The following is a 15,710-nucleotide window of genomic DNA, read 5'->3' on the forward strand; positions in this document are numbered from 1 at the left end:
AAGAGGACGTCTGCAGAGCTGTATCGGCACTGGGGCGGTGGGTCATGAGCAAGGTGTAACGAATTGGCTGTTTTAGAGTGCTGGATGTCGTAAATGAATCATTGCTGGCCGTGATCAGCCGCGGCGGACGCTGTTGTGTGAATTTTTTCCTACGGTGATCGGGGCTTTGTCTGAAATGTACGTGCTACACGTCCGTTGTATCTAGCGCCGATACAAATCCCCACCTAGGATACGCGGCATGTTTCCAGGGAGCTTCTTGATGAGTAAGACATTGGTTTTGTGTGCACTGAGTGCAAGTCTGCTGCTTGCCGGTTGTCAGTCGGTCAACACCACCAGCGGTGGCGCCGTGGGCGTTGAGCGCACGCAATACATGTTCAGTATGTTGTCGACCTCCGAGGTCAACCAGATGTACGCCCAGTCTTATCAACAGACTATCGGGGAGGCGAGCACCAAAGGCGTGCTGGACAAATCCAGTAATGACGCGAAGCGCGTCCAGGCCATCTCCAATCGCCTGATTGCCCAGGCACCGGTGTTCCGTCCGGATTCGGCCCAGTGGCAATGGGAAGTGAACCTGATCAAGAGCGACGAGCTGAATGCCTCCTGCGGGCCAGGCGGTAAAATCATTTTCTACAGCGGGCTGATCGACACTCTGCAACTCACCGATGACGAAATCGCCGCCATCATCGGCCATGAAATCGCTCACGCCTTGCGCGAGCACGGTCGTGAAGCGATGTCCAAGGCTTACGGTATCGAAATGGCCAAGCAGGGCGCCGGTGCGCTGCTCGGTCTGGGGCAGGACAGCCTGGCCCTGGCGGACACCGTGGCCAAATACGGCATGACCTTGCCCAACAGTCGCGAGAACGAAAACGAAGCTGACTTGATCGGCCTCGAGCTGGCCGCCCGCGCCGGTTACAACCCGAATTCCGCGATCACCCTGTGGAACAAAATGAGCAAAGCCTCGGAAGGCGCGCCGCCAGAGTTCTTGAGCACTCACCCGGCGTCGGCCAGTCGGATTGCGTCGTTGCAGGCGGCGATTCCGAAAGTCATGCCGTTGTACGAGAGAGCCAGGAAATCCTGATCGTCATGTACTGAGGCTTGTGGCGAGGGGGCTTTTCGGAACGCCCCCTCGCCACAATCTGTTACTCACCAGATCCAGGGTTAAACCCAGCCACTGCTCTGCATCGCCTTGTACACCGCGACAATCGCCAGAATGAAGAATGCCGACGCCGCCAGGCGACGGATCAAAGTCAGCGGCAGTTTTTCCGCCGCAAAGTTGCCCGCCAGTACCACCGGCACGTTGGCAATCAACATCCCGGCGGTGGTGCCGAGGATCACCAGCCACAGATCCGGGTATTGCGCGGCGAGCATCACGGTCGCGACCTGAGTCTTGTCGCCCATCTCCGCGAGGAAGAACGCAATCAGCGTGGTCAGGAACGGTCCGAACTTGCGGGCGGTGCTGGCTTCGTCTTCGTCCATTTTATCCGGCACCAGGGTCCATAACGCGGTGGCGGCGAAGCTCGCGGCTAGGATCCAGTGCAGCGTCGCATTCGAGAAGAAACTGCCGAACCAGGCGCCTACCGCACCCGCTGCCGCGTGGTTGGCCAGGGTCGCGGCGACGATGCCGGCAATGATCGGCCAGGGTTTGCGAAAGCGAGCGGCGAGAATGAGCGCGAGCAGCTGCGTCTTGTCGCCGATTTCGGCCAAGGCAACGATTGCGGTGGGAACGAGTAGAGAGTCCAGCATCATCAGGGTTTTCCTAAGGGGCGGGTCGACACGGCTATGACACGTACAGCCTTCCCGCCCCGGGTAAGGTGTTCGTGTCATAGGTCTTGTCAAACCCTGCGATCCGTCTGATGCGGACGCGTGGGTCGCATACGCCATGGTCTGAGGACCAAGTATGTTGACGTATGCCGGACGAGCATGGCGCTCGTGGGAGACTACTCCCCTAGGACGGAGCGGATTCTGCCTAGGCAAATCCGATTGGGCAAGCCCTCTTTTTCAAAAGCGTTTCAGCCGCGCTTGGCCCGGTAGATTCTAAAACCCTGTCCTTCAGCCTTGATCGCACACGCGCCCAAGTGCTCTTCGATCAGCGGCTGATACTTCAGGAAACTGTTTGCTACCAAGCGCAATTCGCCGCCATTTTTCAGATGTTTAGCGGCTTTTCGCAGCAAGTTCTCTGTGGCGAAGTAGTCGGTGTGTACGCCGACATGGAACGGTGGATTACTCAGAATCGCGCTCAAGCCCATGGGCGCTGCGTCGATGCCGTCACCGGTCAGCACTTCCGCTTCCAGACCGTTGGCGGCCAGGGTCAGGCGACTGCTGGCGGCGGCAAACGCGTCGACATCGAGCAGGGTGACCTGGTTGTGCGGGTAACGTCGCTTGACCGCCGCCCCCAACACGCCTGCGCCGCAACCGAAGTCCAGCAAGTGGCCGCTAGGCAGTTTGTCCAGATGCTCCAGCAACAGGGCACTGCCGCGATCCAGTCGACCATGGCTGAACACGCCCGGCAGGCTGATGACTTTCAACGGCCCTTCGGCTAATGGCAGTTCATAGGTCTGGGCCAGGCTTTCCAGCGATTTGGCTTCTGGCGCATTGGCCACGGTGACCTGCCAGAGCTGGCAATGCCGCGCACTGTCGAGCTTGCGTGGTTTGCCGAAGGGGTTCAGCTGCTTGGCCGCGCCTTCGATGCCGCTGCGTTTTTCGCCGACCAGATACAACTCACGACCGGCCAGACGAGAGGCGAGGGCGTTGAGGATATAGTCGGTCAGGTCCTTGGACTTGGGCAGAAACACCACGGCGCTGTCGAATTCGCGCTCGGGCGCATTCACGCCAAAATGGCTGCGCTCGGCGAAACGGGCGTCCAGTGCTGCTTGATCGCCGGCGTGCCAGCACCAGCCGTGGGCATCGGGCAGGCGACCCAGCAAGTCGTCGGCGGGCAAACCGGCCAGCAGCACCGAACCCTGGAACAACTCGGCCTGACGAAGCAGTACTTCACTGCGCGGATCCATACTCTGCTCCTTGAAAAAAGTGCCGCAGTTTATCAACTGACGACCCGCAGCGCTTTACCGCTGAAGTAAGCCTGAGCGTTTTCCGTCAACTGGCCAACGATTCGCTGCCGCGCCTCGCGGCTACCCCAGGCGTTGTGCGGGGTGACGATCAGCCGTGGAATGTCCTGGGCCAGCAGCGGATTGCCCGCAGTCGGTGGTTCGACACTCAACACGTCGGTGGCCGCGCCGCCCAAGTGGCCGTTGCGCAGGGCGTCGGCCAATGCTTGTTCGTCGATCAAGCCACCGCGCGCGGTGTTGACCACGAAAGCACCGGGCTTCATCGAGGCCAGTTCACGGGCACCGATGAAGTGTCGGGTGTGTTCGTTGAGCGGGCAATGCAGGGTCAGGGCGTCGATTTGCGGCAGCAGTTCGTCCAGCGGCAAGCGATCCGGGCGGGCAGGGCGGCCCGGAATCTGCCCCAGCAAGACGCGCATGCCGAACGCTTCTGCCAGCCGCGCGACGGCACCGCCCAGTTCACCGTGGCCGAGCAAACCGAGGGTTTTACCTTCGAGTTCGACGATCGGGTAATCCAGCAGGCAGAACTGTTTCGCCTGTTGCCAGCGACCTTCGGCGACAGCTTTTTGATAGTCGCCCAGGCGCGTCGCCAGGTTCAGCAACAACATGATTGTGTGCTGAGCCACCGACGGCGTGCCGTAACCCTGGCAATTGCAAACGGTAATCCCGTGGGTGCGGGCTGCAGCAAGGTCGACGTTGTTGGTGCCAGTGGCAGTGATTAGAATCAACTTCAACTCGGGACTGGCCGCCATGGCCGCCGCATCGATCAGGATTTTATTGGTGATGGCGACAGTGGCGCCTTGGAGGCGTTCGATCACTTGATCAGGCGTGGTCTGGGCGAACAGTTGCAAGTCGCTGAAGCACTCGCGTAGTGGGCTGAGGTCGAGATCGCCGAGGTCCAGGGACGGATGGTCGAGGAAAACGGCGCGGCGAGAGTTCGTCATCAACTGTACCTTTTGTGCGTTGAACTGAAGGCGTAATCTGCCGAGCCTACCAGATGAAACAAGCAGTTACGCTTGGCCAAAAGGAGCCCCCATGTACTGGACAGAATTCTTGACCGTTGCGCTGATTCACCTGCTGGCTGTTGCAAGCCCAGGCCCGGATTTCGCCGTGGTGGTGCGAGAGAGCGTGACTCACGGTCGCCGTGCCGGGACCTGGACGGCGCTGGGCGTCGGTTCGGCGATTTTCCTGCACGTCGGCTATTCGCTGCTGGGGATCGGGCTGATCGTGTCTCAGTCGATCGTGCTGTTCAACGCCTTGAAATGGGCCGCTGCTGCGTACCTGCTGTACATCGGCTACAAGGCCCTGCGCGCGCAACCGGCCAAACCTGCGGCTGACGATCTGCACCAGGAAGCGGGTGAGCGCACCGCGCGGGGCGCCTTCACTGCGGGGTTCGTGACCAATGGCCTGAACCCGAAAGCCACGCTGTTTTTCCTGTCGCTGTTCACCGTGGTGATCAACCCGCACACGCCGCTGGCGGTACAGGCCGGTTACGGGATCTATCTGGCAGCGGCAACGGCGCTCTGGTTTTGCCTGGTGGCGATGCTGTTCAGTCAACAACGCGTGCGCGCCGGTTTCGCCCGCATGGGCCACTGGTTCGACCGGACCATGGGCGCGGTGCTGATCGCCATCGGCGTGAAACTCGCGTTCACCGAGATGCATTGACAGTGCTGAGCGTCTATGGGGGATTGAGTTCGCTCAATTTGTTCAGCGCGTTCAGGTATTCCCGAGGGTTTTCCCCGAGCAAACGGCGAAACATTGCGCTGAACGCCCGAGCACTGCCGTAGCCCAGATCGCGCGCCACGCTCTGCACGCTTTCCCCGGCGAGCAGACGCGGCAGGGCTTCCATCAGGCGCAGTTGCTGGCGCCAGGCATTGAAATTCATCTTCAGTTGCTGCTGGAACAGCCGCGCCAAAGTTCGAGAACTGGCGCCGACCTGCTGTGCCCAGTCTTCCAGGGTGTTGGAGTGCTCCGGTGCGCGCATCAGCGCCAGGCAGATGCCCAGCAGGCGTCGATCTTCGGGCATTGGAATGTGTAGCGGAAGGTTTTCCAGGCTGGCGATTTCTTCCAGCATCAGCCGCTGAATCAATGAGTTTTTCGCGTGTCGCGGACCTTGCACCGCGCGCAGGATCAGCTCGCGCAGCAGCGGCGTGACGGCCAGCACGCAGCACTGTTGCAGCGTTGGCGGCGACAGTTCGGGGGCAATGAACAGCGAACGCATGCGCACCTCGCCCGACATGAAAATTTCATGCGCCACCAATGGTGGAATCCACACGGCTCGGGTTGGTGGAATGACCCAGGCACCTTGCGCAGTGACCACTCGCATGGTGCCGCAAACGGCGTACAGCAACTGTGCTTCGCGGTGTTGATGCAGTTCCTGGTGAGCACCGTCCACGTAATCTCGCGGATAGGCGCTGACCGGCCCGTGCAGGAAATGGCTGATTAACATGTCAGATCCAATGACTTTGTTGTCAGAATTACTCTTTTTCGCCAACTTAGCATAAGCCGCTCACTACAACGTAAGCGTGCCGCGATGAACCAGTCCAGAAATGTCCTCCGCTATATCAACGCAGCTCATGTGATCGATCACATGTTCATGCTGATTTTCCCCGCCGCCGTTCTCGGCATGACCCAGGCCTTCGCGCAGGACTACGCCGTGCTGATCGGCCTGTCTCTCGGTGGTTTTATTGCCTTTGGCGCCTGTTCGCTGCCGGCCGGCTGGCTGGGGGATCGCTGGAGCCGACGGAAAATGATGCTGGTGTTTTTTTTCGGCATTGGCGCTTCGGCGATCTTTACCGGCGTGAGCAGCAGCGCACCGATGCTGGTACTCGGCCTGACGCTGATCGGTATTTTCGCCGCGATCTATCACCCGGTGGGCACCGCGATGCTGGTGGCTTACGCGCAGAACCGGGGCCGTGAAATCGGTATCAACGGCATGTGGGGCAACCTTGGCGTGGCGTTTTCGGCGCTGATCACCGGGTTGCTGGTGGCGCAACTCGGCTGGCGTTCGGCGTTCGTTTTGCCTGGCGTGGTGGCGATTGGGCTGGGCATCGGTTTCGCGTTTCAGGTGCGCGAAGAACCGATCCCCAAGCGTGCGCACACACCGCTCAAAGATGCGGCTGGCCAGCGGATTTCCATGGTCATGGTGTTCGGCGTACTGGCCTTGGCCACCGCGACCGGCGGTGTGGTGTTCAACGCCACGACCATGACCTATCCGAAACTGTTTCAGGAACGCCTGCACGATTTGTTTACTTCACCGCAAATCCTTGGTGTCGTAGTCAGCCTGGCGTATGCCTTCGGCGCCGTGGCGCAGTTGAGCATCGGCCGGGTCTTGCATCGTTGCAGTCTGAAATGGCCGTTCATAGTGTTGACGCTGTGCCAGGCGCCACTGTTGTTCGGGTTGGCCTATGTCGACTGCTGGGCCGTGATCGTGCTGGGTGCGGCGTTCATGTTCGTGGTGTTTGGCCAGGTCACGGTGAATGATGCGATGGTCGCCAACTTTGTCGCGCCGCAATGGCAATCCCGAGTCTTCGCGCTGCGTTACTGTTTATCGTTCGGTGCCAGTGCTACCGCGATTCCGCTGATTTCGTTCGTCGAACCGCGCCAAGGTTTTGTAGGCCTTTACCTGATATTGGCGAGTATTGCGGCGTTGACCTTCGTGGCTGCAATGGTTTTCCCCCGGACACCAGCCGAGGCTGCCGTAGGAAAAATGGCGTAACGGCTGACGAACTCTCGCAAATGCTGGCGCAAAGCTAGCATTTGTACGGCTCTGCAAATCATACCTTTGGCTGATTTGGCTGGCGTTCAAGGCCTCTAGAGTGCTTAGCTTTAGCAGCCAAGACTGTGCAGTCAAAAAGGGACTCTTATGTTGCAGACTCGCGTTATTCCTCCAGCCGAGGGCGCTTACCAGTATCCGTTGTTGATTAAACGGCTGCTGATATCCGGCGCCCGTTACGAAAAAACTCGGGAGATCATCTATCGCGATCAGTTGCGCTACAGCTATCCGACCCTGATCGAGCGGGTCGCACGGCTCGCCAATGTGCTGACAGAAGCCGGCGTGAAGGCCGGGGATACCGTGGCGGTGATGGACTGGGACAGCCATCGCTACCTGGAGTGCATGTTTGCCATCCCGATGATCGGCGCGGTGATCCACACCATCAACGTGCGCCTTTCGCCGGAACAGATTCTCTACACCATGAACCATGCCGAGGACCGCTTCGTGCTGGTCAACAGCGAGTTCGTCGGTTTGTACAAGGCGATTGCCGGGCACCTGACCACGGTGGAGAAAACCCTGCTGCTGACCGACTTGCCGGAAAAGACTGCCGAGTTGCCGAACCTTGTCGGTGAGTACGAGCAGTTGCTGGCCGCGGCGAGCCCGCAGTACGACTTCCAGGACTTCGACGAAAACTCGGTGGCCACCACGTTCTACACCACCGGCACCACCGGTAACCCCAAAGGCGTGTATTTCACCCATCGGCAACTGGTGCTGCATACCATGGGCGTGTCGACCATCATGGGCGCCATCGACAGCGTGCGGCTGTTGGGCACCAACGACGTGTACATGCCGATCACCCCGATGTTCCATGTGCATGCCTGGGGCTTGCCGTATGTGGCGACCATGCTCGGGCTCAAGCAGGTTTATCCGGGCCGTTACGACCCCGAGTATCTGGTGGAGCTGTGGCGCAAGGAGAAGGTGAGCTTTTCCCACTGCGTGCCGACCATTCTGCAAATGGTCCTCAATGCCAAGGCGGCGCAAAACGTCGATTTCGGTGGCTGGAAAATCGTCATCGGCGGCAGTGCGCTCAACCATGCACTGTACGACGCCGCCAAGGCCAAGGGCATTCAATTGACCGCCGCTTACGGCATGTCGGAAACCGGGCCACTGGTCTCCTGCGCCCACCTCAACGATGAGCTGATGGCTGGCACCGAAGACGAACGCACCACCTACCGGATCAAGGCCGGTGTGCCTGGGCCGTTGGTCGAGGCGGCAATCGTCGATACCGACGGCAACTTCCTGCCTGCCGATGGCGAGACCCAGGGCGAACTGGTGCTGCGTGCACCCTGGCTCACTGAGGGTTATTACAACGAGCCGCAGAAGGGCGCTGAGCTCTGGGCCGGGGGTTGGCTGCACACCGGCGACGTGGCGACCCTGGACAGCATGGGCGTTATCGACATTCGCGACCGGATCAAGGATGTGATCAAGACCGGCGGCGAGTGGATTTCTTCCCTGGACCTGGAAGACCTGATCAGCCGCCACCCTGCGGTACGCGAAGTAGCAGTGGTGGGCATCGCCGATCCGCAGTGGGGCGAGCGACCGTTCGCGCTACTGGTGGTTCGTGAGGGGCAGCAGATCGGAGCCAGGGAACTCAAGGAGCACCTCAAGCCGTACGTTGAACAGGGGCACCTGAGCAAGTGGGCTATTCCGAGTCAGATCGCCATTGTTACTGAAATTCCCAAGACCAGCGTCGGCAAGCTCGACAAGAAGCGTATCCGCGTCGACATCACCGAATGGCAGGCCAACAACAGCACCTTCCTCTCGACGCTTTAAGCGTCATCTGGCGTGCTCGAAAGGGCACGCCAGAGCCACCAAGCAAGCGCTTGGCTTGTGAAATCCGAATTTTCAGCCATTCTTGCCGTGCCGACATGTGTCGGACTGGCGAAAGGACTGTTCCAGAGTGGCCGGCAGCGCAAATCACACTTTAGAGGGATCAAGCACTACTACCTGCTGGCTATAGTCCGCTCAAGGATTTTTAAGAACGGAGCTCACGCAATAACGGGGCAATGCAACTTTGGAGTGACTTCGGACCGCCTGGCTTCCGGTTACCCACAGCGTTTTTAAAAGTACTCAGCCATAACAATAATGCACATGGAGTAGCGTCGATGACATCAGTAAACCAGTTCTGGCGCCGGGCGAAACTGCCCCTGGCGGTCAGTCTTGCCTCTTCGCTCGCCGGGCCCGCATTCGGCGTCAGTTTCAACGTTGGTGAAATCGAAGGTCAATTCGACTCATCCCTGTCGATCGGTGCCAGTTGGTCTACTCAGAGTCCCAACAAAAACCTCATCGGTGTCAATAACGGGGGCCATGGCCTGTCCCAGACGTCCGATGACGGTCACGCCAACTTCAAAAGTGGTGAAACCTTCTCGAAGATCTTCAAGGGCATTCATGATCTTGAATTGAAATACGGCGACACCGGTGTCTTCGTCCGAGGCAAATACTGGTACGACTTCGAACTCAAGGATGAAAGCCGTGAGTTCAAGGACATCAGCGACAGCAACCGCAAGGAAGGCGCCAAATCCTCCGGCGGCGAGATCCTCGACGCCTTCGTCTACCACAACTACTCAATTGCCGATCAGCCGGGGTCCGTGCGCCTGGGCAAGCAGGTTGTGAGCTGGGGTGAAAGTACTTTCATCGGTGGTGGCATCAACTCGATCAACCCGATCGACGTGTCCGCGTTCCGTCGCCCAGGTGCCGAGGTCAAGGAAGGTCTGATTCCGGTCAACATGTTCTACGTGTCCCAGAGCCTCACCGACACCCTGTCGGCCGAAGCCTTCTATCAACTGGAATGGGACCAGACCGTCGTCGATAACTGCGGCACCTTTTTCTCCCAGCCCGACATCATTGCCGACGGTTGCGACAACAACCTGCGCGTGCTGAACAAGCGCTCGACCATTCCGGCCGCCGCTCTGCCGACACTGACCAGGCTGGGCGTCGACGTCAACGAAGAAGGTGTGCTGGTGCGCCGTGGCGCGGATCGCGATGCACGGGACAGTGGACAGTGGGGCGCGTCCCTCAAATACATGTTCGAGCCGCTGGATACCGAGTTCGGTGCCTACTTCATGAACTATCACAGCCGTGCGCCGATCTTCAGCGCCACGGGTGCTCCAGCGTCGGCCTATGCACGGGCAGCGGCCTTGCCGGGGGCGCTTCGGGCTTTGGCGCCATTGGTAGTCGCGGGTAACTCGAACTACTTCGTCGAGTACCCGGAAGACATCCGCCTCTACGGCTTGAGCTTCTCCACTACCTTGCCTACCGGCACGGCGTGGAGCGGTGAGCTCAGCTACCGTCCGAACGCGCCGGTGCAGCTCAACTCCACCGACATTCTGTTCGCCGGCGTGCGTCCATTGGGCGGCGCTCTGACCAATGCTTCGCTGCTTAATGGTGTGCCGGGTCAGGACTTGCACGGCTACCGCCGCAAGGAAATCACCCAGTTCCAGACCACCCTGACGCACTTCTTCGATCAGGTCATGGGCGCCAGCCGTCTGACCCTGGTGGGCGAAGTGGGCGTGACCCATGTCGGCGGCCTGGAAAGCAGCTCCGACGTTCGTTACGGCCGCGATCCGGTCTACGGGCCTGGCGAATTGCCGTCCACCGGTGGTCTCGATACCTGCTCGGCGATCCTTAATACCAGCACCATCAACGGTGCCGGCCCAGGTGCCGCTACCAATAACCGCAGCCGCAATTGCAACGACGACGGCTTCACTACGGCCACTTCGTGGGGTTATCGCGCCCGGGCCATTTGGGAGTACCCCGACGTATTCGCCGGTGTGAACCTCAAGCCGAACGTGGCCTGGTCCCACGACGTGAGCGGTTACTCGCCTGGCCCTGGCGGCAACTTCGAGGAAGGTCGTAAAGCGGTGAGCCTGGGGCTTGATGCCGAATACCAGAACACCTACACCGCGAGCCTGGCGTACACCAATTTCTTCGACGGCAAGTACACCACTGTAGATGACCGCGACTTCGTTGCGCTCAGCTTCGGCGTGAACTTCTAAGCACTGTATTTTCAGGACGAACACATTTATGAAAATAACAAAGAGTCTGTTCCACGTTGGTGTTCTGGGGCTATCGCTGCTGGCGACCGGTGTCATGGCGGCGGTCCCGGCGGCCGAAGCGGACAAGCTGGGCAAGAGCCTGACCCCGATGGGCGCCGAGATGGCGGGTAATGCCAACGGTTCGATCCCGGCCTGGAAACCCATGCCGAAAAACGCCGGCTCCGTGGACAGCAAGGGTTTCCTGTCTGACCCGTACTCAAGTGAAAAACCGCTGTTCACCATCACCGCGCAGAACGTCGATCAGTACAAGGACAAGCTCGCGCCGGGCCAGTACGCGATGTTCAAGCGCTACCCGGATACCTTCAAGATGCCGGTCTACCCGTCCCATCGCGGTGCCACCGTGCCGGATGATGTGTTTGCCGCCATCAAGAAGAACGCTACCAACACTAATCTGGTGTCCGGCGGCAACGGTCTGGAGAACTTCGAAACCGCGATCCCGTTCCCGATTCCGAAAAGCGGCGTTGAGGTGATCTGGAACCACATCACCCGCTATCGTGGCGGCAGCGTGACCCGTCTGGTGACCCAGGCCACGCCGCAGGCGAACGGCTCGTTCAGCATGGTGTACTTCGAAGACCAGTTCGTGTTCCGCGACAAGATGAAGGATTACGACCCGAAAAACCCGGGCAACATCCTGTTCTACTTCAAGCAGAAAGTGACCGCCCCGGCACGTCTGGCGGGTGGTGTGCTGTTGGTGCATGAAACCCTCGACCAGGTAAAAGAGCCGCGTTCGGCGTGGGTCTACAACGCCGGTCAGCGTCGAGTGCGTCGTGCGCCGCAAGTGTCCTATGACGGGCCGGGTACCGCTGCCGACGGCCTGCGTACTTCCGACAACCTGGACATGTACAACGGTGCACCGGATCGTTACGACTGGAAGCTCGAAGGCAAGAAAGAAATGTACATCGCCTCCGACAGCTACAAGCTCGACGATCCGAAACTGAAGTACACCGACGTTATCAAGGCCGGTCACATCAACCAGGATCTGGCTCGCTATGAGCTGCGTCGGGTCTGGCATGTGGTCGCGACCCTGAAGGAAGGTCAGCGTCACATCTACGCCAAGCGTGACTTCTACATCGACGAAGACACCTGGCAGGCAGCGGTGATCGACCACTACGACGGTCGCGGCCAACTGTGGCGCGTCGCCGAGGCTCACGCCGAGAACTACTACGACAAGCAAGTGCCGTGGTACGCCCTCGAAACCCTGTACGACCTGCAGTCGGGCCGCTACCTGGCGCTGGGCATGAAGAACGAAGAGAAATCGGCGTATAACTTCGGCTTCACCGCCAGCACCGCCGACTTCACTCCGGCCGCGTTGCGTCAGGAAGGCGTTCGCTAATACGTTGTAAACCGAGGCCGCATCCTCGAAAAGAACGCCCCGACTGGTTCGGGGCGTTTTTTTTGCAGTTCATAAAGATCGTTGTCCGGTGTGGCTGTCCGGTTTACCGACATTTTTGCTCGTAGTCTTTTTGTAGCCATTTGTAGCAACAACCTTCAATAGCTCTTCGTTTACCGCTAGGCTGCGGACATCTGTAACGCCGCCATCAGTATTTCAAACAAGAGCCGGCCATGACTGATCTGTCCCCACTTCCGGGCCCTGCAAGCGTTGCCGTCACGGCACTGGACGGGCGCTTTTTTCGGCCTCCGCTGCCCGCTGGCCATGTGCTGCGGCCGCGTCTGTGCGAGCGCCTGAGTGCCGGCCTCGGTGGCAGATTGTTGCTGATCAGCGCGCCGGCAGGGTTCGGCAAGAGTTCATTGGCGGTGGAGTTTTGCCAGGGACTGCCGGATCACTGGCAAAGCCTGTGGCTGGGCTTGAGTCCACGGGACAGCGATCCCGGCCGTTTTCTTGAGCGCCTGCTCGAAGGTCTTCAGGACTACTTTCCACAACTGGGCAGCCAGGCACTGGGGCTGCTGAAAATGCGCCAACGTCACCAGCCATTCGCTTTCGAAGAATGGCTGGACGGTTTGCTCGATGAGCTGGCCGTGCACCTCTCACCCAGCACGCCGCTGCTGTTGGTACTTGATGACTATCATCTGGCCCAGGGCCCGGTGCTTGATCGTTGCTTGCAGTTTTTCCTCAATCATTTGCCCGATGGCCTGCTGGTCATGGTCACCAGCCGCCAGCGTCCGGACTGGCATCTGGCACGCCTGCGACTGTCGCGGCAGCTACTCGAGTTGCATGAGCAGGATCTTCGGTTGACCCACGACGAAGCCTTGAGCCTGCTTGAACGACACAGCATTTCATTGCGTGGCGAGGCACTGGAGAATTTGATCCAGCGCAGCGAAGGCTGGGTGGCCGGGCTGCGCTTTTGGCTGCTGGCGGCCTCCGAGGTGGGCAGCGAGGGGGCATTGCCCCAGTCGCTGTATGGTGGAGAAGGGCTGATTCGCGATTACCTGCTCGAAGAGGTCATCGATTGCCTGCCCGCCGAGGTACAGTCATTTCTGTACGACACCGCGCCTCAGGAGCGTTTTTGCAGCGAGCTGTGCGACGCCGTGCGCGAGGCCCATGACAGCGCCGAGATCCTGCGTTTCCTGCTGGCGCATCAGGTGTTTCTGGTGCCGCTGGACGAACACGGTCACTGGTTCCGCTATCACCACCTGTTTTCCGACCTGTTGCGCAGCCGGCCCACCGCTCAGGCGATGGTGCCGACGGCCAGTTTGCACCTGCGCGCCTGCCGCTGGTTCAACGCCCAAGGGTTGCTCGATGAGGCGGTGGAGCAGGCGTTGCGCGCCGGGCACCTGGATGTCGCGGCGAATCTGGTGCAAAACCTCTCTGAAGAACAGCTGCTGGCCGAGCAGAACGTCGGCATGCTGCTGCGCTGGAAAATGGATTTGCCCGACAGCCTGTTGATCAGCACGCCTCGGCTGATTGTGCTCTACAGCTGGGCGTTGGGACTGGCCTGTCAGTTGGATGCAGCCGAGGAGCTGGCCAGCCACTTGAGTCGCTTCCTGCCGGCGCCGTCGGCCACTGCGCAAAAATCCATGCTGGCGCAATGGCTGGCCCTGAGCGGGATCATTGCCCGGGGACGAGGCGATCGCGAGCTGACGTTGCTCTATTGCACAGAAGCGCTGGAAAGCCTGCCGGCCAAACGCTACGGTCAGCGGCTGATGTGCCTCTCGACGTTGTCCAATCTGGCGATTGCCGACAGCGACCTTTGGCGTGCGCGAGGGTTGAACCGTGAGTCCCTTGAGCTGGCACAAAGGGTCGGTAATCCGCTGTTCGAGGCGCTGGCCCATTACGACCGCGCCCGCGTGTTGCAGGCGCGCGGGGAGATTCTTCGTTCGCTGGACGAAGTCCGACAGGGGTTGCAGCGCCTGCAAGGTTTATCCCCGCAACGGCTCTATGCGGTGCGTGCGCGCCTGACCTTGTACGAGGGTTTTTTGCTGGCGCTGCGCTTGCAGCCCCAGGCCGCGCGGGTTCGTTTACTCGCGGGTTTGAGCGAAGCACGGGCCTGTCGCGACATCAGCGTCTTGATCGGTCACTGTGTGATTGCCCGGTTGGAGGGCAACAGCGGCGAGTTCGCGAAGGCCTTCGCCGAACTTGCCGAGGCCGAGCGTCTCATGCATATCTGGGATGTCCCGCCGATCTACTATCTGGCGATGATTACCCAGGTCAAATGCGAACTCTGGCTGGCCCAGGGTCGCACCGATCTGGCTGAAGCCTGGCTCGCTCGTTTGGGCCAGACCTACAACGGCGAACACCCGGCGGCTCCCCCGGAGTTCCATCCGCAACTGCCGCTGCACATTGAGCTGCAACAGGCGGTGCTGGACAGGATGAAGGGCCAGCCCATGCTTGCGGAGGGGCGGCTGGATGCGCTGCATGAACACGGTCAGCGCAGCGGCCGGCAGATGCTCAGCGTGATGGCGCTGAATCAGAAAGTCACACTGTTGTTGGCGGGCGGACGCGAGCCCGAGGCCCGCAAGGCCTTGGTCCAGGCTCTGGAAGCAGCCGCCGGAGGCGTCCTGCAACCGTTTGACCGATTGCTGGTCGAGCACCCGGACTGGCTGCGCGGGCAACTTCAACTCTGTGCGCCGACGGCCGTTGCGCAGAACCTCTTGGAAAAACTTCCGGCCATGGCTTCCCGTTCGGTGGTGGAGTCGTCTGCTGCTGCGGAACAACTCAGTACGCGCGAACTGGCGGTTCTGCGGCTCATCGCCCAAGGGTGTTCGAATCAGGAAATCAGTGAGCAGTTATTCATTTCGTTGCATACCGTTAAAACCCATGCCAGCCATATCAACAGCAAACTTGGGGTAGAGCGCAGGACCCAGGCGGTGGCGCGAGCGAAGGAATTGGGGGTGTTGGTTTAATCGCTCAAGAGCCTTTCACGGTACAAACAAAAACGCCCCGAACAAGTCGAGGCGTTTTTTTTTGTACATTCCGGCCTGACTGACAGGCCGGAATTTGCGTTTGCGATGAAAACTGTCAGGCCACCAGATCGCTGGCACTGAAGGTGTTGACGCCCACCAGTTGAATCTCGAAGTCTGCACCGGCGTTGCCGCTGACGTTGCCCGAGAGCACGTGGTCGACGAAACGCACTTGGCCTGCGCCTGTGAAGTCATTTGCACCGATAAAGCTGAAGCCGTTGAAGCCGTCCAGCAGCAGATTGGCGTCGAATTTCGTCAGGTCGATCTTGTCACCTTGCAGACTGTTGAAGTCGGTGATGACGTCGCGCGAGCTCCCAGTCCCGGTTTCGTTCCAGGCATTGAACATAAATACGTCGCCACCTGTGCCACCTGTGAGTGTGTCGGTGCCCAATCCGCCAATCAAGGTGTCGTTGCCGGCTCCACCATTGATCAGGTTATTACCGTCATTTCCGGTTAACA

General features: G+C 59.9%; 12 protein-coding genes and 1 riboswitch. Of the genes, 7 read left to right on the forward strand and 5 right to left on the reverse strand.

The annotated features are described in order from the left end of the window. The first annotated feature begins 259 nt into the window (after window positions 1-259). The gene (locus tag AC30D7_RS07295; protein WP_490133579.1) at window positions 260-1,078 is read left to right on the forward strand and encodes a M48 family metallopeptidase; all 819 of its coding nucleotides are present in this window, start codon (window positions 260-262) and stop codon (window positions 1,076-1,078) included. Window positions 1,079-1,158: 80 nt separating this feature from the next. Here AC30D7_RS07295 and AC30D7_RS07300 read toward each other — a convergent pair whose 3' ends face one another. From AC30D7_RS07300 to AC30D7_RS07310, 3 genes are all read right to left on the reverse strand, one after another. Next, complete coding sequence (locus tag AC30D7_RS07300; protein ID WP_026286682.1) at window positions 1,159-1,743, reverse strand: TMEM165/GDT1 family protein; 585 nt, start codon at window positions 1,741-1,743, stop codon at window positions 1,159-1,161. Between the two features lie 91 nt (window positions 1,744-1,834). Continuing rightward, window positions 1,835-1,959: riboswitch (yybP-ykoY riboswitch) on the reverse strand. 50 nt (window positions 1,960-2,009) lie between these two features. Beyond that, entirely contained in the window at window positions 2,010-3,008 is a 999-nt protein-coding gene (locus AC30D7_RS07305) for a methyltransferase (protein ID WP_019582371.1), read from the reverse strand. Window positions 3,009-3,040: 32 nt separating this feature from the next. Then, window positions 3,041-4,006, reverse strand: a complete 966-nt coding sequence (locus AC30D7_RS07310) for a 2-hydroxyacid dehydrogenase (protein WP_490133580.1) — start codon at window positions 4,004-4,006, stop codon at window positions 3,041-3,043. Between the two features lie 91 nt (window positions 4,007-4,097). Here AC30D7_RS07310 and AC30D7_RS07315 point away from each other — a divergent pair, with 91 nt between their 5' ends. Beyond that, a complete protein-coding gene (locus tag AC30D7_RS07315) occupies window positions 4,098-4,727 on the forward strand; it encodes a LysE family translocator (RefSeq protein ID WP_019582369.1) in 630 nt (209 codons plus the stop codon). A gap of 13 nt (window positions 4,728-4,740) precedes the next feature. Here the strand turns inward: AC30D7_RS07315 and AC30D7_RS07320 are convergent, their stop codons facing one another. Further along, entirely contained in the window at window positions 4,741-5,511 is a 771-nt protein-coding gene (locus tag AC30D7_RS07320; RefSeq protein ID WP_019582368.1) for an AraC family transcriptional regulator, read from the reverse strand. A gap of 84 nt (window positions 5,512-5,595) precedes the next feature. On the opposite strand from AC30D7_RS07320, the gene AC30D7_RS07325 reads away from it, so the two are divergent. From AC30D7_RS07325 to AC30D7_RS07345, 5 genes are all read left to right on the forward strand, one after another. Next, window positions 5,596-6,780 (forward strand): MFS transporter, encoded by a 1,185-nt coding sequence (locus AC30D7_RS07325; RefSeq protein ID WP_490133581.1) that lies wholly within the window; start codon window positions 5,596-5,598, stop codon window positions 6,778-6,780. Window positions 6,781-6,927: 147 nt separating this feature from the next. After that, entirely contained in the window at window positions 6,928-8,610 is a 1,683-nt protein-coding gene (locus tag AC30D7_RS07330; protein WP_490133582.1) for a fatty acid--CoA ligase, read from the forward strand. Between the two features lie 332 nt (window positions 8,611-8,942). Then, window positions 8,943-10,832, forward strand: a complete 1,890-nt coding sequence (locus AC30D7_RS07335) for a DUF1302 domain-containing protein (protein ID WP_490133583.1) — start codon at window positions 8,943-8,945, stop codon at window positions 10,830-10,832. Window positions 10,833-10,860: 28 nt separating this feature from the next. Continuing rightward, entirely contained in the window at window positions 10,861-12,225 is a 1,365-nt protein-coding gene (locus AC30D7_RS07340) for a DUF1329 domain-containing protein (RefSeq protein WP_490133584.1), read from the forward strand. Between the two features lie 230 nt (window positions 12,226-12,455). Next, window positions 12,456-15,194: a winged helix-turn-helix domain-containing protein gene (locus AC30D7_RS07345; protein ID WP_490133585.1), complete on the forward strand. Its 2,739-nt coding sequence runs from the start codon at window positions 12,456-12,458 to the stop codon at window positions 15,192-15,194. 115 nt (window positions 15,195-15,309) lie between these two features. Here the strand turns inward: AC30D7_RS07345 and AC30D7_RS07350 are convergent. Next, window positions 15,310-15,710 (reverse strand): calcium-binding protein (locus AC30D7_RS07350; protein WP_490133586.1); only part of this gene is annotated, 401 nt, incomplete at its 5' end.

The sequence above is a fragment of the Pseudomonas sp. DF5 genome (assembly GCF_058148225.1).